At 50.3% G+C, this 17,898-nt stretch carries 22 protein-coding genes and 1 pseudogene; 11 read left to right on the top strand and 12 right to left on the bottom strand.

What is annotated here, in order from left to right:
* Positions 1 to 8: 8 nt before the first annotated feature.
* Complete coding sequence (leuS, locus tag HBUT_RS06485; protein ID WP_048061526.1) at positions 9 to 2,960, bottom strand: leucine--tRNA ligase; 2,952 nt, start codon at positions 2,958 to 2,960, stop codon at positions 9 to 11.
* 187 nt (positions 2,961 to 3,147) lie between these two features.
* Here leuS and hxlB point away from each other — a divergent pair, with 187 nt between their 5' ends.
* On the top strand, positions 3,148 to 3,753 hold the full coding sequence (hxlB, locus tag HBUT_RS06480) for a 6-phospho-3-hexuloisomerase (protein WP_011822390.1): 606 nt from the start codon (positions 3,148 to 3,150) through the stop codon (positions 3,751 to 3,753).
* A 42-nt stretch (positions 3,754 to 3,795) separates the two neighbouring features.
* Positions 3,796 to 4,782, top strand: coding sequence for an SPL family radical SAM protein (locus HBUT_RS06475; RefSeq protein ID WP_011822389.1), 987 nt, complete (start codon positions 3,796 to 3,798; stop codon positions 4,780 to 4,782).
* 331 nt (positions 4,783 to 5,113) lie between these two features.
* Here HBUT_RS06475 and HBUT_RS09570 read toward each other — a convergent pair whose 3' ends face one another.
* The 3 genes from HBUT_RS09570 to HBUT_RS06460 are packed head-to-tail and all read right to left on the bottom strand — an operon-like array spanning position 5,114 to position 6,634.
* Positions 5,114 to 5,557: a hypothetical protein gene (locus HBUT_RS09570; RefSeq protein WP_048061524.1), complete on the bottom strand. Its 444-nt coding sequence runs from the start codon at positions 5,555 to 5,557 to the stop codon at positions 5,114 to 5,116.
* Positions 5,558 to 5,585: 28 nt separating this feature from the next.
* Positions 5,586 to 5,894 carry a hypothetical protein gene (locus HBUT_RS06465; RefSeq protein ID WP_011822387.1) on the bottom strand — a complete coding sequence of 103 codons (309 nt, stop codon included), beginning with the start codon at positions 5,892 to 5,894 and terminating at the stop codon, positions 5,586 to 5,588.
* On the bottom strand, positions 5,891 to 6,634 hold the full coding sequence (locus tag HBUT_RS06460; protein ID WP_011822386.1) for a 60S ribosomal export protein NMD3: 744 nt from the start codon (positions 6,632 to 6,634) through the stop codon (positions 5,891 to 5,893). The genes HBUT_RS06465 and HBUT_RS06460 overlap by 4 nt, the downstream gene beginning before the upstream one ends.
* A gap of 207 nt (positions 6,635 to 6,841) precedes the next feature.
* Here HBUT_RS06460 and HBUT_RS06455 point away from each other — a divergent pair, with 207 nt between their 5' ends.
* Both HBUT_RS06455 and HBUT_RS06450 read left to right on the top strand, forming a co-directional pair.
* Positions 6,842 to 7,327, top strand: a complete 486-nt coding sequence (locus HBUT_RS06455; RefSeq protein ID WP_011822385.1) for a hypothetical protein — start codon at positions 6,842 to 6,844, stop codon at positions 7,325 to 7,327.
* The gene (locus HBUT_RS06450) at positions 7,327 to 7,644 is read left to right on the top strand and encodes a hypothetical protein (protein ID WP_011822384.1); all 318 of its coding nucleotides are present in this window, start codon (positions 7,327 to 7,329) and stop codon (positions 7,642 to 7,644) included. The genes HBUT_RS06455 and HBUT_RS06450 overlap by 1 nt, the downstream gene beginning before the upstream one ends.
* Before the next feature lie 62 nt (positions 7,645 to 7,706).
* Here HBUT_RS06450 and HBUT_RS06445 read toward each other — a convergent pair whose 3' ends face one another.
* From HBUT_RS06445 to HBUT_RS06435, 3 genes are all read right to left on the bottom strand, one after another.
* Entirely contained in the window at positions 7,707 to 8,153 is a 447-nt protein-coding gene (locus HBUT_RS06445) for a hypothetical protein (RefSeq protein ID WP_011822383.1), read from the bottom strand.
* A gap of 230 nt (positions 8,154 to 8,383) precedes the next feature.
* Positions 8,384 to 8,878, bottom strand: coding sequence for an adenosine-specific kinase (locus HBUT_RS06440; protein ID WP_011822382.1), 495 nt, complete (start codon positions 8,876 to 8,878; stop codon positions 8,384 to 8,386).
* Positions 8,879 to 8,917: 39 nt separating this feature from the next.
* Positions 8,918 to 9,286, bottom strand: a complete 369-nt coding sequence (locus HBUT_RS06435) for a hypothetical protein (protein WP_011822381.1) — start codon at positions 9,284 to 9,286, stop codon at positions 8,918 to 8,920.
* A 148-nt stretch (positions 9,287 to 9,434) separates the two neighbouring features.
* Between HBUT_RS06435 and HBUT_RS06430 the strand changes: the two genes are divergently transcribed.
* Positions 9,435 to 10,049, top strand: coding sequence for a hypothetical protein (locus HBUT_RS06430; protein WP_011822380.1), 615 nt, complete (start codon positions 9,435 to 9,437; stop codon positions 10,047 to 10,049).
* Positions 10,050 to 10,053: 4 nt separating this feature from the next.
* On the opposite strand, the gene HBUT_RS06425 is transcribed toward HBUT_RS06430, so the two are convergent.
* Positions 10,054 to 11,091 (bottom strand): NAD(P)/FAD-dependent oxidoreductase, encoded by a 1,038-nt coding sequence (locus tag HBUT_RS06425; protein WP_011822379.1) that lies wholly within the window; start codon positions 11,089 to 11,091, stop codon positions 10,054 to 10,056.
* A gap of 183 nt (positions 11,092 to 11,274) precedes the next feature.
* On the opposite strand from HBUT_RS06425, the gene HBUT_RS06420 reads away from it, so the two are divergent.
* Positions 11,275 to 11,589, top strand: coding sequence for a hypothetical protein (locus HBUT_RS06420; RefSeq protein ID WP_011822378.1), 315 nt, complete (start codon positions 11,275 to 11,277; stop codon positions 11,587 to 11,589).
* A gap of 67 nt (positions 11,590 to 11,656) precedes the next feature.
* On the opposite strand, the gene HBUT_RS06415 is transcribed toward HBUT_RS06420, so the two are convergent.
* Together HBUT_RS06415 and HBUT_RS06410 are read right to left on the bottom strand one after the other, a co-directional pair.
* Positions 11,657 to 12,046, bottom strand: a complete 390-nt coding sequence (locus HBUT_RS06415) for a hypothetical protein (RefSeq protein WP_011822377.1) — start codon at positions 12,044 to 12,046, stop codon at positions 11,657 to 11,659.
* 160 nt (positions 12,047 to 12,206) lie between these two features.
* Positions 12,207 to 12,512 carry a helix-turn-helix domain-containing protein gene (locus tag HBUT_RS06410; RefSeq protein ID WP_011822376.1) on the bottom strand — a complete coding sequence of 102 codons (306 nt, stop codon included), beginning with the start codon at positions 12,510 to 12,512 and terminating at the stop codon, positions 12,207 to 12,209.
* Between the two features lie 163 nt (positions 12,513 to 12,675).
* On the opposite strand from HBUT_RS06410, the gene HBUT_RS06405 reads away from it, so the two are divergent.
* The 4 genes from HBUT_RS06405 (at position 12,676) to HBUT_RS06390 (ending at position 14,651) form a co-directional block, all read left to right on the top strand.
* Positions 12,676 to 13,059, top strand: a complete 384-nt coding sequence (locus HBUT_RS06405) for a hypothetical protein (RefSeq protein WP_011822375.1) — start codon at positions 12,676 to 12,678, stop codon at positions 13,057 to 13,059.
* A gap of 139 nt (positions 13,060 to 13,198) precedes the next feature.
* Complete coding sequence (locus HBUT_RS06400; RefSeq protein WP_011822374.1) at positions 13,199 to 13,558, top strand: hypothetical protein; 360 nt, start codon at positions 13,199 to 13,201, stop codon at positions 13,556 to 13,558.
* A 31-nt stretch (positions 13,559 to 13,589) separates the two neighbouring features.
* The gene (locus tag HBUT_RS06395; protein ID WP_011822373.1) at positions 13,590 to 14,213 is read left to right on the top strand and encodes a transcriptional regulator; all 624 of its coding nucleotides are present in this window, start codon (positions 13,590 to 13,592) and stop codon (positions 14,211 to 14,213) included.
* A 33-nt stretch (positions 14,214 to 14,246) separates the two neighbouring features.
* Positions 14,247 to 14,651 carry a hypothetical protein gene (locus HBUT_RS06390; protein WP_153801405.1) on the top strand — a complete coding sequence of 135 codons (405 nt, stop codon included), beginning with the start codon at positions 14,247 to 14,249 and terminating at the stop codon, positions 14,649 to 14,651.
* Between the two features lie 3 nt (positions 14,652 to 14,654).
* Here the strand turns inward: HBUT_RS06390 and HBUT_RS06385 are convergent, their stop codons facing one another.
* The gene (locus HBUT_RS06385; RefSeq protein ID WP_011822372.1) at positions 14,655 to 14,963 is read right to left on the bottom strand and encodes a hypothetical protein; all 309 of its coding nucleotides are present in this window, start codon (positions 14,961 to 14,963) and stop codon (positions 14,655 to 14,657) included.
* A gap of 146 nt (positions 14,964 to 15,109) precedes the next feature.
* On the opposite strand from HBUT_RS06385, the gene prf1 reads away from it, so the two are divergent.
* On the top strand, positions 15,110 to 16,222 hold the full coding sequence (gene prf1 / locus HBUT_RS06380; protein ID WP_011822371.1) for a peptide chain release factor aRF-1: 1,113 nt from the start codon (positions 15,110 to 15,112) through the stop codon (positions 16,220 to 16,222).
* 45 nt (positions 16,223 to 16,267) lie between these two features.
* Here prf1 and guaA read toward each other — a convergent pair.
* Positions 16,268 to 17,839: pseudogene (gene guaA / locus HBUT_RS06375) on the bottom strand (glutamine-hydrolyzing GMP synthase).
* Positions 17,840 to 17,898 lie beyond the last annotated feature (59 nt).

Raw genomic sequence — 17,898 nt, 5'->3', positions numbered from 1 at the left:
GCTGATGGCTACTCTACTAGTATGGCTGGCCGCATTGGAACTGCTTGGGCCAGCTTTGTTGGAGGTACTAGCTCTTTATGCTCGGCCTCCTCAGCGGTAACTATAACAACTTCCTCCATTCCTAGTCTTGATGCCACGTAGTCCTTGAACTTCTCTAGGACAGCCTTTTCATCAAACTCTTCGACCATACTAATTCTCTTTAGCGTCTCGGGGCTTAGCTCGCTGAATACACGGCTAATTTTTTGTGCTAGCTGTGCAGCTTGCTTGCGGTCACTGATTCCTGCCTCAACGAATCTCTGTATTAGTGTTCTCAGCTGCTGTCTTGCGAGCAGGACCTCGGCAGCTATTCTCGCGTAGCTCCAGTATTCCCTTCCGGCGACAGCTATGATGAGTCTCCTAGGCTTACCCTTGAATATCCTCAGTATAGACTTTACATCCTCTATAACCTTGTCAAGGTATTCTATCGCTAGCTCCGCCTCATAGTCGATCTTTGTCTTGTCAGAGCTTGGCCACTTCTCGATAGATACGAAGCTCTCGCCGCCAAGTCTATGCCAGACCTCCTCGGCAAGATGTGGTGCTACTGGTGCAAGCATCTTCGTCCACGTCTTCACGTATTCTAGGAGTGCTGGACCTGGCTTGCCACCCCTCAACTCAAGGTATTTCGACGCCATGTTCTCCATCTCGTACAGAACGTGTATTGTTGCGCTTCGAACCCTTAGCTCCTCCATGGCCTTGGTCACATATTCTATGCTCTCCTGGAGCTTGCTTAACAGCCAGCGATCAACTAGGTCCACCCTATCATCGTGTTCTAATGCCTTAGCTGCTATGGACTCGAACTTCGCTAGCTGACCCATAACACTCCTCGCTAGCGCATCAGAGAAGTCTGCATCTTGCAGCAGCTCAGCAGCAGCAAGTATTGCTGCTCTAACTGTATCGGGACCATATATTCTCAGAGCCCTGCGTAGCGGTATGATATTGCGTAGACTCTTACTCATCTTCTTGCCTTCAAGCATCACGAAACCATTTACCACTATCTGGCGTGGCCACTTATCCCTCGGAAATATTGCCACGTGATTGAATATGAAGAATGTCAGATGGTTAGGCACCAGATCCCTGCCACTGTGTCTCGAGTCTAGCGGGTACCAATACTCAAACTCGCTACGTAGCTCCTCAAGCACCTTAACGGGTACACCAATCTTCGCCGAGATAGCTTTCGGGTCTCCCTTACCAAGCATTACGTAGTCCCAGAACTCTAGCGTTAACTGGTCCGGTTTTAGCCCATAGCTTCTAATCTTGTGAATTACTGTGTAGAACGCCATGTATATCGTTGAATCGCTAAGACTCTCTATTATCCAGCCCTTAGCCCACGGAAGCTCTGTCCCTAGGCCACGAGTACGAGCCACAGCACGCTCGCGGAGCCAGTCCACGACCTTTCGAAACTCCTCCCTTAGCTCCTCTGGCACTATCCTCATAACCTCCAGGTGTTCTAACACTATGCGCTTCCACTCAGGGTTGCCGTAGTCTACGAACCATTGATCTTTCAGCACCTTAACTACTATCTCGGTGCCACACCTGCAGTAGACAGGCCTATTCATTATCTCATATATCTTATCTGCACGACCAATAGCGGAGAGCCACTTCACCGTGGCTTCCCTAGCTACTGATACCGGCTGACCAACGATCCATGCCTTTACAGCTGCACGTACAAGATCACGTAGCTCTGAGGGGGCTTCAGGGTAAACTAGCTCTACTATATCACTCCTCATAACACCATATCGGTATTCGTCCGAATACAGCTCCTTCGTAGCCTTATCCAGCAAGTCTCGCTCGTACTGGCTTCTTATGCCCATCCTTTCCACGACATCGCGGGCTGGAAGCTCGCTATACCCTTTAACCTCTATGAGCGGAATTGGTGTTAACTCTTCACTGTTAACACCATACTTTTCGAGAAGCTCCTTGTTTTCCAGCAGCTCTCTCAGCGCCACATAGTCGTATGGCGCATGTGCAGGCACACTCATTACTACTCCGGTGGCCGTGGCTGGATCAACAAACTTTGCTGGCAGTATTGGAACCCTCCTACCTGTTGCAGGGTTTACCACTCGCTTGCCAAACAACTCGCCGGGATCAATTTCTCTGACTTCCCTTACGTTGTCACGCTGAAACCTTAGCTTGAATACTGCACGCTTGCTCATAATGTACTTTCTACCATCAACTTCTACCAGCACATACTCTGCCTCGGGGTTAAGCCAAATGTTGGTTACCCCAAATACCGTCTCTGGCCTTAGCGTTGCTGCTGGCAGGTAGACATCCTCATTCTCAAGCTTGAATAGTATCAGTGTGAACTCGCCTATCTCCGGCTCCACGTCGCCCTTGGTGTCATGCATGCCTACAGGCATGTTGTGCTTGGGGCACCATCCTACTGGGTGGGTGCCCTTCTTTAGTAGCCCCTTCTCCTTTAGCTTCATGAATTGCCACACAACAAACTGTTTGAACTCCTCGTCTATCGATGTGAATTCACGACGCCAGTCAATGCTATAACCAATCTCCATCATTGCCTGCTTTGCATCGTTATGGAAGTATCTTGCCAGGGATAGGGGATCCTTCAGCTTCTCTATATCCTCCGGCGGTACGTCATACACGTTTATCATTAGGTCTATTAGCTCCTTGTCCCCTGCCGCTATTGACTCAGCCATTGTTAGTATCGGTGTTCCCGTATAGTGGAAGCCCATTGGGAATAACACATTGTAACCTTGCATCCGCTTAAATCTTGCATAAGCATCGGTTATCGTGTATGTTCTGCTGTGACCTAGGTGCAATGGGCTATTGGGATACGGGAAAGCCGCAGTAATGAAGAACTTCTTTCTACCGGGCTGGGGATCTGCCTCGAATACTCTGCTTCTCCTCCATTCGTTTTGCCATTTCCTGGCTATCTCGACGAGATACTTTGCATACTCATTTATGGGCTCTCTGCGCGTAACTATGCTCGAAGCAATAACCAGTCACCCGTCCATGGATCCATATTATGGGCCGGATACCAACGTTTCTAACCTGGTGTTAAATAAGCTTTACCCCTGGCAGTAGGAATAACAGCTTATATTCTCTTTTCACTGCGTACCCGTCACGCGGAGCTTGAGGGAAGGCGGAGTAATGATTGAATACGTGCGTAAAACTATGAAAGAAATAGTCATGTTCATAGACAAGGTTATTGAGAAGCTTAACGAGGAGCAGGTTAGCCTGATGCTCGATGTCCTAGAGAACGCCTACCGCCAGGGTAGTAAGATATTAGTCATGGGTGCTGGGCGCAGCGGGCTTGTAGGAAGAGCATTTGCCATGAGGCTTATGCACCTAGGCTTCAACGTCTATGTCCTCGGCGAGACAATAACACCGAGCATAGGCGAGAGAGACGTAGTCGTTGCTATATCAGGCTCCGGTAGAACGCAGCTCATAGTTACAGCTGCGGAAGCGGCAAAGAAGGTTAAGGCAACCATCATAGCTATTACAAGCTACCCTGACAGCCCTCTTGGAAGACTCGCAGACATTGTTGTAGAGATACCTGGAAGGACTAAGCTCGCGCCAGACATAGACTACTTTGCGAGACAGATACTGGGCATCCACGAACCCTTGGCACCGCTCGGAACTCTCTTCGAGGATACTGCGCTAGTATTCCTTGATGGCGTGGTCGTAGAGCTTATGCATAGGCTCGGAAAGAGTGAGGTTGATCTCCGGGCAAGACACGCCAACATAGAGCTTTAGGGAGCTAAGGCACACACTACATGATTGTAGGGCTACTAGGTCTTGGCTAGCGTGGCTGGCAAGCGTAGGCCGAGACTGCTGAGAAGTGGTAAAGTTGTAAACGCGTTTGATCCATGGGGAAGTCCCCTCTGCACGTGTCCCACAAAGTACTCGCTAAACCCCTACACTGGCTGTAGTCACTTCTGCGTATACTGCTACGCTACAGCCTACATAGGTCAGAGGCCTAGCACTCCAAAGAAGAACTATAGGGAGAGACTCCTCCACGACATTACCAGTGTTATAGACCCGAGATTCCACATAGATATTTCGACCAGCAGCGATCCCTATCCCCCAGAGGAGGAGTATTACAAACTGACACGCTGGACCCTCGAACAGCTCCTACCACGTGGCTTCAAGGTCCTAATTATAACAAAAGGCTCACTCGTAGCCCGCGACACAGATCTACTATCAAGAGGTAATGCAGCAGTAACAATGACTATCACGACACTCGACCGGGGACTTGCCGCTAAACTAGAACCGGGAGCACCACCTCCACGAGAGAGAATCGAGGCACTAAGACGGCTCTCCCGTGCAGGTGTACCAGTGGGGCTCCGGCTCGACCCGGTATTCCCCTACTTAACTGATGATGCAGAGAGTATAAGGAGGGTGTTAGAGGCTGCTTATGAGGCTGGTGTCCGGTTTGTTGTAACCTCAACCTACAAGGCTAGACCTGATAACTTGAAGAGGCTTGTTGAGGCTTTCCCGGAGTACGAGAAACTATACAACAAACTGTACAGGGAGGAGGGTGTTTGGATGCATGGCTACTGGTATCTACGGCAAAGCTTGCGGTACGAGATAATGCTTCGGGTTAAGCGTGAAGCCGAGCGTCTCGGCATGGAGTTTGCGACGTGTAGAGAGGGGTTCCCTTGGCTACACACCGCAAGGACCTGCGATGGCTCCCACTTAATCCCACTGCGTATAGAGCCTCCCCGGAAACCACAGCAGAGAAGACTCGATGAGTATGCTAGCGGGCAGGAACGTATAGCTTGAGGAACTCTACCAGCGATGCTGCTAGTCTGCCAACCTCCATCTCCACAAGCTCTCGCGGAGGCCACTTACCACCCACACGTACATAACACTCCCTACACAATCTGATCACGGGGCTTACCTGCACCGAGCACTCATCGCAGACTAGACGGCCACACATACTGCACGATGCCACTGCAAGCCTCAAGCCGCAAGCTTGACACAAAGTACTCCTACAGAGAACGCAGACCCCATTGTTCCAGTCGTCCTCGCATACATGTCTGCCACACAGCAGACAGCGATACCTAGCAGGCTTTCTGTTGCAAACCTCACAGATATCCATAGGGTCCAAGGCTTACTCTTCGCCCTCCACCTCCTCTTCCTCCTCTAGCTCCTCAGCCTCCTCCACATCCACCTCTTCACGTGTCCTGCCCCTACCAACTTGGAGCGAGGAGAGTATTGTGAGCGCCCTGTTGACAGCCTCCTCAAGCTGTGTTTTGTTTTTCGCGTAGATCATTGCCTTGTACCTGTCGGCTGCATACTCCTCGATAACAACTATGGCTTCGCCTGGCTCCAGGTGGAGCCTTGCTGCGAATCTACTAACCTTCATCGCTGGTACGGCTATCTCCTTGCTGTACTTATAGCCCTTAAGCTCAATACTCTCAACGCTCTCCGCAACAATACCGTATGGAGAGCTTCTAGGCTGCTGCCTACCACGCCTCTTCCTAGTTGTGGGCTGTATCGTGTATACCTCCTTTATTCTCAGCCATACACCACCATGCTTTATGTAGACCTGCAATATCATTCACCCCCTTCGCACCTTGCTCCTAGGACGCGAGGACTCCCAATCTATCACCTATAACTCCCTTCCTAACAAGCATCTCATAGGTCCTCCATATCCTCTTCAACGTTACATGTCTAACATCAAACCCTCTGGCCTCCAGTATCTCAAGCACGTAATCGGGGAACTCGTCGGGGTGTCCACTAAACGTTCTGACAGCCTCTATTACTGCTTCAACTACATCACGCGATGAGGGGTATGGCTTGTACCTCTTCCTCTTCTGCTTTAGCTCGCTCTCAGCACTAACAATCTCCTCGAGCACGTCCTCGGGTACGTAGTCTATTATATCGCTCATAACCGTGGCCTCCTCACCCTAACGGCTATCACAGTACGCCTCCTCATATGCCCAGTAGATGTTATGCCGACATCCTCGCCAGTTGTACGGGTAACCACTATGTACTTCTTCTTGATTTCCTTAATTATTTTAGCTGCACTACCCCTATCAAGCAATAGGAAGTCAACACCATTATTATACTCTACTATGTCAACTATGGAGTTCTGTATTTGCTCGCTAGAGTCGAGCAATGGGCCGAGGAGTCTAGCTAACTCGGCAGGCTTTATCCCGCGCACCTGGAGCAGTACGTTGTACTCTCCACCCCTAACATCCTTGCATGTAGGACATATTGTCGGGCTAGCTCTAACCTCAACACGGTACGTCTGGCTTATAGGCTTGTCCACACCTTGTACTTGTATGCTGTAGCGTATAGCGTATATTGTCCTCCAGGACGGCTTTGTCAGGGGCTCCACGCCCTCAACACTAAAGCCCCTAACCTCAGGCCTGCACGGCTTAACGCCTCCAGCAACCTCTTCTACAAAACGTTGAACAGCCTCTTCCAGCTCGCCGCCACTCTGCCAGCGGTGGCCAATCCGGTAGGCCCCACAGTATTTACAATAGTCAAATCTCACTCGTTCAGGTACACAGAGCAGTTTAAACATCTCCACGTAACAGTCGAGGCAGAATGGTCCAACACTATCTCCCGGTGTAAGCGGCTTACCACACCTAGCACAATAGCCTCTCAAAACTGCTGGCCCCAAGGCTGTAACCTATTAACCGGAGCCCACGTAATATCCCGGACGGTCTAGAGGGTGATGAGTTAGACCCGGCCAGACCTCTAACTACTCAAGGTTTTGGGATGAAGTATCCTAGTCCAGCTGACGACCGAGCACCATATATAATGGTATTACTGGCCCACATCTATATTCTAGCCCTATAAGCTAAACCAAGAGGAGTGGGGATAACCTTTGGAGCTTACATCTGTTGAGTCACTCCAGGCTGCCACAACCCCTACCCTCGTGGAGAAGGAAGTTACTGCTACACCGAGAGAGGTAGCCCTAACAGCCTCCATGGCCTCTCTACTCGAAAGACTTGGTATTGAATGCAGCGAGTGCAGAGAGCATGCATACGATCTCCTAGCACACTATCTACGTGGCATTGATGCGAAATACGTTGATGGGGTTGCCGAGATAGCTTCCAGGAAAAGGAACCACTTTACAGTCCTCGTAGATGTTTGGGGCGAAGATGGATTAATAGCTGCTCTCGAGTATCTGGCCTCAAACGCTTGCGATAAAGATATACTCTCCGAAATCGTAGCCGATATACTCGCAGCAATGGATTATGATGCTGATGCGAGACGGTTAATAGTAAAGATACTACCTAGAATGAGCTGCGAGGAACTACAAGGGCTCATAGCTGCAATGCTGCTTGTACCGCCAAGGGTGAAGAGGTAATGGGGTATGCGAGGCTCGACCTCATATACATAGTCTCTAAGATAGCTGAGGCAGCTATTAGAAGTGCTGCAGGCCTCAGCTATAGCCTCGACGATATGCCCCAGAGCGTTAAGGAAGCTGCAGCAGCAATAGTTGCAACTGTTTCCGAGCAAATAGCTGTTGAGGATGATAGAATTTTGCGCTGCCGCATCTGCGGGAAAGGACCCTTTACGCGTAAGGGGTTATACCTCCATGTACGTAGAGTACACCTCGACACTATTTACGATATGGTCCGCCGCGAACTCGAAACATATCTTTGGAGAACCAAGAACATCTAGAAGGGTCTGAAGGGGCGGAGCACGCTCATCCCAGAAACCACGGTCGCCATTGGAGTCTTTCTTCACCCCCTCATCTTTGCTCCAAGCACAACCCTTGAGCCTTGATCGGTTATGAGTACGACTGCATCAACTCCGTCAGGCACCGCTATACGGCCAATGTAGACGTAGTATTCGCCTGGAGCTTTAACCTCCTCTACCACTACCGCTTGTTTGCCACTTCTCACAAGTCTTATAGCGCTGAGCCTTGCCGGTCGATGGAACAGCACATCGCCACTAACGGTAGCATAACCAGTCTCTTCGACGACCTCACCCCGGCTATTTCTTACCTCCACAATTATTACGTAGCCCTTTGTGTTCCTATACCTCTCAGCATAGTCTGCAATAACATCCACTAGCTCTCCGCTATGCTCCCTTATATTTTCCAGCTTGTAAACCGTAAGTGTTACAGGCCCTATCTTGGCTTCCTCCTCCTTGTAGATCCTTGCTATGACTTTACCAGTCCTACCCAAGCCCTATTCACCCTCGCAGCCCTATGGACACGTGTGAGAGCGATATGGTAGAGTTCGTTACAGCATATCCATCGGGTAGCGCCATTGCTTTATGTGCGGGAGGCAGCGGGGAGAGAGTTGTGGGGGCCCGGTGAGGAGGAACCTCCATGCGGTAAAAACTACTACGGCGGGACTGAAGAATATCATGAAGACTCAGCCGGGCCTCGAGGGCCCCCGCTACTCTTACGAAGCTACTTCTTGTAGCCTATCTTTCGCAGAAAGGCTCTCCTCTCAGCAATATCGTCATCAGTCTCCACGCCTAGCGGTGTAAACCCATCCACTACACCTACGACGCCTCTGCCCTGCTTCGTCTCGACAACAATTACTTGTAGAGGATTGCCGGTAGCGGCAAAGATTGTTACAACCTCTTGTACAGACTTTATGGCGTTGAGCACGTTTATGGGCCATGCATCCTTAATATATATCACGAAGACGTGGCCCGCACCTATCCTCTTAGCTGCCTCTATAGCTAGTCTTCTTAGCTCTTCGTCGTTGCCCTCGTGACGTATAAGTCTCTTATGGCTAGCTTCGCAGAAGGCTAGTCCAAATTTTATGCCCGGTACACTGGTCACTAAGGCCTCATAGAGATCCTCAACAGTCTTAATGAAGTGTGCCTGGCCTATAATCACGTTAGTGCCCTCGGGCACTGGTATGTCAACTACGTGGAACTTTACCTCCTCAGACATGATTCCACCAGTTAAGTTATAGAAGAGCATGGCCGGGCTTTAAACACAATTACATTTAGGCTCCCTGCAGACTGCAACAGTGACATCTACATTCTCGCCACAGACAACATAGCTTATTTCCAGCACAGCTTTGCTTACTGCATCCCTAAACCTTAGTACTTCAGCACTACCATTCCTAATATGCTCTACTGGGATCCCAACACTGCATAGCTTTACGAGCCTACCCGTAATCCTGTACTTGTTTACTACCATTATCTCGCCTATCTCTTCGCCGGTAATTACATCTACCTGCTTGACAATATTATGGATGACAATCGAGAAACCATGGCCCTCCTTCTCAAGCCTAACCTCTACAACGCCATCATGCCTTATCCTTGATGTAAACTCTACACAGCTGTTGCCTGTCAACCCGGGTCTGCCCCGGTAGCTGCGCTAGCAGCCACCACACATAGCTAGGTAGTCTATGTCCGATACATAGTTAATTAAGGCTAGGCTAACAACTAGCATATGGATAGTATCACTGCATACCCGGGGACACGCTGGCGAGGTGATAGCTATGGCTTCAACGCTTAAGACAAAGAGGATTGACTTCCTCCGGCATATAGTAAACCGTATACTTGCAAGCCCCGACGCACCTAGACAGTACGTGGACGATATTAGAAAAATGATTGGTAGAGCTGAGGATAAGTACAGGTTTAACGTCTTTGGTGGCGATGTGAGAAGACTAGCAGATTACTTGCACAGCAAGGATTTCGACGATCTACTAACACTGGTAAAGACTGATAAGAGTGGCGAGGCGCTGAGAATACTGAAGAAGATACTTGAAGAGGCCAGGAAAGCCTATAGCGACATTCCTGAAGTTATTGAGGCTATTGAAGCTAGGTTGCGGGAGATTGAGAAGGGGGAGAAGGCTAGTGTCGAGGAGCTACTCGAAGCTGCCATGTCTGTTCTACGGGAGCTTGAGAAGAAGGGCTTTAGACTAGAGCTAAAGACCGACGAGAAGTTCATAAAAATAACCTATGATGGTAAGCTGGAAGCCAAGCTGGCATATGACCAGAAGCGTAATAGCTTCATACTCGAATACACCGTGAAGAGTAGGCAGGAGTTTCCCAGTGCAGCAGAGGCTAGGGAGTTCGTTACACGCAAACTACTCGAGGTTCTAAAGAGGTGATACACTAGTCTCCATCACTCTTCCTGCCAAGCATGCCGAAGATTATCGACGAGACGCTGTTAAGTTTACCCTCAAACCAGCTCTTTAGAAGACTGTCAGAAGCCATTGTTAAAGCTCGATATGCAGCCTTTTCACCTAACAGCGATGCGAACTTTAATATTCTAGCATGAAGCTTAGCCTCTCTCACGAGCCCGTGAACGAGGCGTCTGTATAACTTTACATCAAGCACCAGCTCGTCTTCAAGCTTTACCACCGATGCTAGTGCTATTGCTGACAGCACTGCTGGCCTTATACCTTCGCCACCCAAACTCATAACGAGACCAGCAGCCTCACCTACTCGTACAACATTATCGCTGCCGAGGTCTATGCGCGGCGGTATGGTAAGTATCGAGTATGCCTCACCTTCTACCTTATCTGTGTTGATTAGGCCAGCTTTGCTGAGCAGCTTTACAGTGTATCTCCGTGGCTCGCTAACACCAGCAAATCCTCCTCCAAAATTGGCTTTATCACCATGCGGGAATACCCAGGCTAGGCCTACACCCCTACTCCAGTCAATAACTATGTAGGCTTCATCGTCTGCTAGTTTTTCTACCTTACCGTATGCCCTCCAAACAACAATCTTACCACCCCTAGAAGAGAATGGGCCGCGCGAGTCAACGACTATGCCTCTGCGAGGGTAACTGCGTACCGGCTTAACGATAATGTTCACCTCTGCCCTTAGCCTGTTAATCCACTCGGACTTGTCTATTATCAGCCAAGGAGGATCCTTGAATTCGACCTCCCTAACAACTCTACCGTCAGAGCCGATTATAACGTAGCGTTTTACAGTGTTGAGGATTCTCGGTCTAGGCAAGCCATGCTTGTCAATGACCTCTAGAAGCCATGACGGTATAGCCTCTCCACATGGTTTCACATAACTCCTCCACATATCGTAGACACGAATCCTCACACCCCTCTTGGAAAGCAGGTATGCGAGAACAGAGCCAGCAACACCGGCACCGAGGATGCATACCTCTCCGCGGTCACATACTACATAATCCATACAATACACACCATAGCTTATAGAAGTCCAATTACTGACCAAAGGCATAAGGATATAAAAGCATAAATGCTATAGAAGCCGGGAACCCGTCTAGGTGTACCCGAAACTAAGGCTGGTCTGCATAAACGGCGAAACCCTCCTACCCACATGTTAAACAAATACCATCTGAAGGGGTGATAAACCATGAACAAGACGCGTATTTCGAGCGAGGAGCTGGACCGTATACTCTCGCAGGTAGAGGAGAAAGAGAAGCGTGACCCAAAGAAACGCTGGATAACAAGGATGATACGGAGCGCCAAACAATACCATAAGATGTGTCCATACTACGATAAGCGTACAGGCAAATGTTTCCTCAAGCTTGGCGAGCGCTGTGAGCGCGATGGTAAGTTTGATGGCTGCCCAGTGTTCGTAGAGTGGCTCTCGAAGAAGTACGACGAGCTAAAGGAGAAGGGTAGGCCGCTGCCAATGGACTTCCTTGATCTCACACTCTCCGTTTAAGCCTCTTGGAAAGATTTTTGGAGTTCCGTCAGACGCTCAGCACCATCTATCTAGCATTCTACCCGCATCACATGCACGGGTTTAACACTACAACACAGCCTATAATTAGTGCTTGTAGTCCTACCGCAAATGGCAGACGGAGGCTTCTATCATTGTCCTCCTCTAACAACATGTTAGGGAGTGTTAGCAGCCCAATAAGCCTTACAACATGCATGCCAGACAATATGAATACAGCATTAATGATGTAGGGCAGATAGAGTATTGCAAGTCTCCTCCACCCGGTAGGGCTACCATGGATGATCACAGATGGGGATGGGAGAAACGAGTCGCTTCCCCATGCCAACTCAGCTCCAAATCCTAGTATTCTTGCCGCTGCATAGTGTAGAGCCTCGTGCAGTACGAGGTATGCTAAACCGAGGATAGCGCTCTCGACAATTAATGCTATGAGGTTTGGCATGAGTGACCCTGCTTCTATGCTAGTATGTGTATCGTAGATAGCATTGACGATGAAAGTTATGAGAGTGTAATCGAGAGTCTCGAGAACCTAGCTACCCGTAAATACGATTTGAGGGAGAGAGGAACGAGTAAAACTATCGGGCACAGAGAGAAAGGGAGAATTAGACGTAGTAGGCGTAGTATCTACCCTCTTCATCACTACCAACGATACCCTCTTCTACCAGCTTGTTAAGGGCATAGCGTATCTTATCTTCGCTAGCGAGGCCCGAAAGTATCGAGTGGAGCTCCCTAACCGTCATCGGTTTCTCCCTTAGAAGGCGCAGGATAATTTCCCGTAACTGGTCCTCGTTAGGTGCGACCACAACGACAACCTCATCATCTTCATAGAGTTTGTGTAGGATTATGTCTTTACTGTATACGTATACATTGTTCTTGTCGTTGCTGTTCTCGCGCTGGCCTAGGGACACGGCTCTACGCCTCCGAATAATCGGGGGTAACCCCACACCCTTATATAGGGCCAATACATTCTACACTATGAAATACCATATGGACAGGAGTATTATCCCGGCCTAAACCACCCTATAACAACGCCATACCTTAAACATATGTTCTGGGCTGGAGGCGAAGCTGATGAGTGTTGCTGCACGTATTAACATACTATCTATCTGCGGACTCGTAGACAGACTCCTGGAGGCATCGCAGCGGCTAGTGGAGGCTTATAGTGAGAAGCTTGTAGACGCTAAGTCGAGAGGCGACAAGACTCTCTCGGAGATACTAGAGCGACGGCTTTCATCAATCCAACTTATAGAGAGCATGGCACAGCACCTCCATGCGATCCTATGCGGTGACCGAGCTAGCATAGCGCTTGGCGATGTGATGAAGGCGTATGATATTGTTGACAAGGCTTACTACCGGGTAGTTGTTGCAGGCAGGGAGAAGCTTCCAACAATGATACGGGCTTACATCTACGAGATAAGACATAGGCTGCAGGAGTTTGTCTACACACCCATCTAGGGGGTCAACGGCCTAAAGCGTCATCACCTTTCGGTAGAGGCCTTATGCTATCATCCCCCCTACGCATCTTTATCGCCAGAAGACATTATAAGCTAATTATTGATTTCTCAGCGTTACCTCCAGGCTACCGGGGGGGTTCATGCAGCTACTGGAGGCTATCCGGACGAGCATGCGTGCCGCCAGGGTGCCGGGACAAGTTACTGCGAAGGTTTTAGCCCATGTGGAAAGCGTTCTTGAGCAATACAGTATCAAGAGTATGGGGGAGCTATTCGAGTTGCCAGACTGGAATTTCTGGCTCGTAGTAGTAAAGTCCATGGTTGCTCCGCTAACAAGGATACTGAAGCAGGAGGGCTATTGTCACGCTAACAGCTTCCTACTTGGCGCCTTAATGTCGCTGGATGAGAGGCTCGCAGAAATGATACGCGAGTGGGTTCGTAACCGCTGTAGCGCCGGTAACGACCCGTGCTGCAAAAACCCTCCCTGCTGCAACCTAGTCTAACACTGGAGCCTTCCTTGCACGGTGATGCATCGTGGCTGTCCAGCGCGAGCTAAAAATAGATCTCAGCCATGTCCCCCTAAGGCCAACCTCGAAGAAGGAGATTAAGCTCTTAGAGACTGCATTGATAGTCGCCACGCTCTACAGACCTGAGATAATAGAACTCATACGGGACCCGCTTGAGAAAGCCACATGGCTTGACAGCCTTGCAATAGCTGCTGCTGCTCTTGCTAGAGAGAAGGCCGGCTACAGCATTAGCCAGATCGCAGAGGAACTTGGGAGGAGCGAGACTACGATAAGGGCCCATCTACAAGGGAAGACCAAGGCTGGGAAAATTGTGAGAGAGACATATGAAAAGCTTGTCAGAGGAGAGCCAACAATATCCCTCCCATTCGCAGTTGCTGAAGAAGGAGATGAATGTAGAAGGGAGCTCGAGAAGCTTAGGGAAGAGCTGAAGGAGCTTCGTGAGGAGAACTACAGGCTCAGGGAGGAGTTAGAGAAGACGCGCGAGGTGGAGGATGTAAAACAGCAACTAGAGGAGATACGGGAGCAGCTAGAAGAACTAGAGAGGGAGCGCGACGAGCTAGCAAAACGTGTTAAGGAGCTGGAGGAGAAGGCTGCCCTCCTAGACGAGATCCGCCGGGTACTGGGCTGCTAGGACGAAAAGGGGACCTTATAGCGGTGGCTGCTAATGCCGTGTCCCTGGTATCGCGGCGGGTTATGCACGTCACCTAAGCTCTCGGAGCCCACGACAGCTGTGACTTCGCCAGAGCGGTGCCTTGGGGGCGAAGCTGAGTACAAGTCTTGCAAGTTTTACGTTGAGCCGTCTAGCCAGCAGCGTAGCCGCCCAGTACTCGAGGCAAGCCTTAAGCCTGCTATTGAGAAGCAGCTTCGCCCCTACAAGCCAATACACCTTATAACTCATAGGCCTAGATCTGGCTGTCCATTCTTCAAGGTCTACGAGTATGCTGGCGGCTACCTTGTGGTATGCCAGGTGCTCAACCGCCTGCTGACAAAGAGTGAGGCTACAAAATGCGAGAAGTACTGGCAAACGTGTCCGTTCTATAGGCTTGGTATGCAACAAAAACAAGGCTAGGTGCTAACTCTCAATACTCACTGGAGGCAAGGGGAAGCCAGCTAGCGTACTTGCAAGATACACGCTTTCAATCACATACTCAGCTAACCTAGAGCTGTCAACCTCTACGGCTGAAATGTATACCTCGACGCCGTTTACCAGCACAAACGGTTCAAACCCCTCCTCGCCATCAGCTACTGGCACTGTTACCTCCGAGAAAGAAGCCAGGTATCCTGCTTCGCGTAGTGCCTCCACTACACGCCTAGCATTCTCTCGTACGGCACTGCTCCGAGAGCCATAGCCTCTAAACACTACAACCTCTACATGCTCCACGAGCTAGTCCCCCGGGAGACCATAGTCTACTAGGGTTTAGCGTTAAGCAGAACCCCATAGTAATACTGTTTGGCCAGGATAGCTTGGCATGGTATACGTTATAAGGTGTCGCTCTGTTAGTTTATGTGTGCACAGGGGAAGGTGGAATGCAGCAAGCTAGCCAGCTAATGGTTGACAAGAGAACACTGAAACAGATTATTAGAGAGCTTAAGCGCTGGAAGGCGCCGGCAACGGTACTGCTAACACTCTACATACCACCAGGCAGGCCCATAAGCGACGTTGTCAGCCTGCTTAGAACCGAGTACTCGATAACCGACAATATTAAGCTCAAGAGGACCCGCGACGCTGTACAGAGGGCACTAGCAGCCGCCATGGATAGGCTTACGAGGATACAGAAGGTGCCGCCTAACGGCTTAGCAGTCTTCTGCGGAGAGGACATGGAGACTAAGGACTTCATATGCTTCGTCTTCTCGCCGCCAGAACCGGTGCCAGTCTTCTTCTACCGTACCGACAAGTGGTTCCATACAGAATTCCTCGAGGAAATGATAGAACAAGAGGAGACCTACGGCCTCGTAATAATCGAGCGCGACCAGGCCACTATAGGCCTGCTTAAGGGTACACGTATACAAGTTCTAGAGGAACTTGAGGGCTACGTGCCAGGCAAGCACCATAAGGGCGGTCAGAGCCAGAGGCGTTTCGATAGGCAGATCGAGCAATTCGTAAAGGGCTTCTACCGCGAGGTAGCCGAAGCAATGAACAAACACTTCCTGCCACTCATAGAGAAGGGTGTCCTCAGAGCGATAATACTCGGTGGCCCCGGCTACGCCAAGCAAGACTTCCTCGAGGAAGCAAGGGACTTCCTGGACTACCGTGTACGCCAAAAGATAGCAAGCAAGACCGTCGATGTAGCCTATCAGGGCGAGGCTGGGCTGAGAGAGCTAGTCATAAAGGCTGCCGACATAATTGAGCAGAACAAGTACGCAGAACTCGCTAAGGCTGTTGAGGAGTTTAAGCTCCACCTAGCAAAGGATGACGGGCTAGCAGTATATGGCGACAAGATGGTAAAAACAGCCCTCGAAATGGGTGCTCTGAAATACATTATAGTCGACGAGGAGAGGCCTGATGCAGATACACTGGCGGAGGAGGCTAAGAAGTATGGCACCAAGGTTTACTTCTTGAGCGGAGACCTACCTGAGGCGGAGTGGATACGCAAGACGTTCAAGGGGCTTGTTGGCGTGCTACACTTCAGGATAATGTAATGCACAGCAGAGAACGATACTGGAGTGAGTATGCAGCCTCTGGCGCTACTGTGGCTCGATGGTTGCTGGCGGCTTGGTTGTCACCGCATACGCAACCATTGTTACCTCGGATATTTCGCCCGTAATCCTTCTAGCAATCCTATCTAGGACCTCGTATGATATTCGGGCCCAGTCAGCAGTCATGGCATCCTCGCTCTTGACTATCCGGACTTGGACTATGTAGCCATAGACCCTACGGTCTCCTTTCCCCACCTACTTATCGTCCCCGACCACGGCGAATGCCTGCCAGACACTATAGTATAGTCCTGCTTTCAGCAGCTCCTCCTCAACTATTCTGCTTGCACGCCTAGCTATCCGAAGCTTTTCCTCGGTAACCTCACCAATAATCCTCACAGCTAGCCCTGGGCCTGGAAACGGGTGTCGATAGGCTACCTCGCGGGGTACGCCTAGGCTGAGAGCTAGCCTTCTCACCTCATCCTTGTAGAGATATCTTAGCGGCTCCATCAAGTGTAGGTCCAGCCATGCTGGAAGCCCTGCAACATTGTGGTGACTCTTAATCCTATCAGTCCCAGGCTCGGCACTGCTCTCCACTACGTCTGGATAGGTTGTACCCTGGGCTAACCACTTTATTGCAGGGTCTCCCCGAGCTATCTCGGCGAATATTCGGGCAAATTCTTCCCCGATAATCCTCCTCTTCTCCTTGGGATCTACTACGCCACGTAGTCTTGAGAGGAACTTGTCAGCAGCACGCACCACGATAGGCTTTATGCCCAGGCTCTGCAGTGTCAATAGTACTTCTTCAACCTCGCCCTCACGGAAAAGTCCGTGGTCAACAAATACTGCTACCAGGCGGTCGCCAACCGCTTTCTTGACAAGTAGCGCGGTGGTTGTAGAGTCTACACCACCACTAACAGCAACCAGTACCTTGTCTCTGGTTCCAACCATCGTTCGTATCTCTTCAACCATTTTCTCAGCATAATTTTCTGGCTTCCAGGTGGGCCTACACCTGGCTATGTGGAGTACAAAGTTCTCTATGAGTAGCCGGCCCTTAGGCGTGTGAGCAACCTCGGGGTGGAACTGGACGCCATAGATCGGCCTTCCATCCCTATCGAGTCTAAAGGCTGCTATGTAGCCGGTATCCTCCGAGACCGCTAGGACCCTAGCACCCGGCGGCACTTGAGATACATAGTCGCTATGGCTCATCCACACCTCCTCGCTCTGGCTCCACCCACCAAACAATGGGTCGCTACCAACAAGCCTCACTATAGTCCTGCCATATTCGCCTTGCCCTCACTCAACACAACCACCAAGCATTATGGATAGGAGCTGATGACCATAGCATATGCCGAGTAGCGACACGCTATAGTCTAGAAGCCAGCCCGGCAGCCTCGGCGCGTTATCAATGTAGACGCTTGAGGGCCCACCTGACAGTATTATGGCGCAAGGCTTCACCTCCTCAACAACATGTCTCTCAAGCCTGTTAAACGGTATGAGTTCACTGTAAACATTTAGCTCCCTAACCCTCCTAGCTATGAGATGCACGTACTGTCCTCCAAACCCAATAACGAGGACTGTATCATGCTCCCGGTAGGGCCTCCAGCCCTCCGTGCTCCTCATCGTGTACTCCGCGGGACTCTGCAAAACCACAACTCGAATAAACGCTACATCCCGGATAT

The organism is Hyperthermus butylicus DSM 5456, from assembly GCF_000015145.1.
Taxonomy (GTDB): Archaea; Thermoproteota; Thermoprotei_A; order Sulfolobales; family Pyrodictiaceae; genus Hyperthermus; species Hyperthermus butylicus.
Note: the sequence above shows the minus strand (reverse complement) of the source record. Positions and strands in the feature narration are given on the sequence as shown.

Coding starts and splice junctions, on each gene's coding strand:
- HBUT_RS06440 (WP_011822382.1), bottom strand. CDS start 8,878: ATGTCTGAGGAGGTAAAGTTCCACGTAGTTGACATACCAGTGCCCGAG.
- HBUT_RS06450 (WP_011822384.1), top strand. CDS start 7,327: ATGGGGTATGCGAGGCTCGACCTCATATACATAGTCTCTAAGATAGCT.
- HBUT_RS06405 (WP_011822375.1), top strand. CDS start 12,676: ATGAGTGTTGCTGCACGTATTAACATACTATCTATCTGCGGACTCGTA.
- HBUT_RS06420 (WP_011822378.1), top strand. CDS start 11,275: ATGAACAAGACGCGTATTTCGAGCGAGGAGCTGGACCGTATACTCTCG.
- HBUT_RS06400 (WP_011822374.1), top strand. CDS start 13,199: ATGCAGCTACTGGAGGCTATCCGGACGAGCATGCGTGCCGCCAGGGTG.
- HBUT_RS06425 (WP_011822379.1), bottom strand. CDS start 11,091: ATGGATTATGTAGTATGTGACCGCGGAGAGGTATGCATCCTCGGTGCC.
- prf1 (WP_011822371.1), top strand. CDS start 15,110: ATGCAGCAAGCTAGCCAGCTAATGGTTGACAAGAGAACACTGAAACAG.
- hxlB (WP_011822390.1), top strand. CDS start 3,148: ATGATTGAATACGTGCGTAAAACTATGAAAGAAATAGTCATGTTCATA.
- HBUT_RS06390 (WP_153801405.1), top strand. CDS start 14,247: ATGCCGTGTCCCTGGTATCGCGGCGGGTTATGCACGTCACCTAAGCTC.
- HBUT_RS06415 (WP_011822377.1), bottom strand. CDS start 12,046: ATGCCAAACCTCATAGCATTAATTGTCGAGAGCGCTATCCTCGGTTTA.
- HBUT_RS06465 (WP_011822387.1), bottom strand. CDS start 5,894: ATGAGCGATATAATAGACTACGTACCCGAGGACGTGCTCGAGGAGATT.
- HBUT_RS06430 (WP_011822380.1), top strand. CDS start 9,435: ATGGCTTCAACGCTTAAGACAAAGAGGATTGACTTCCTCCGGCATATA.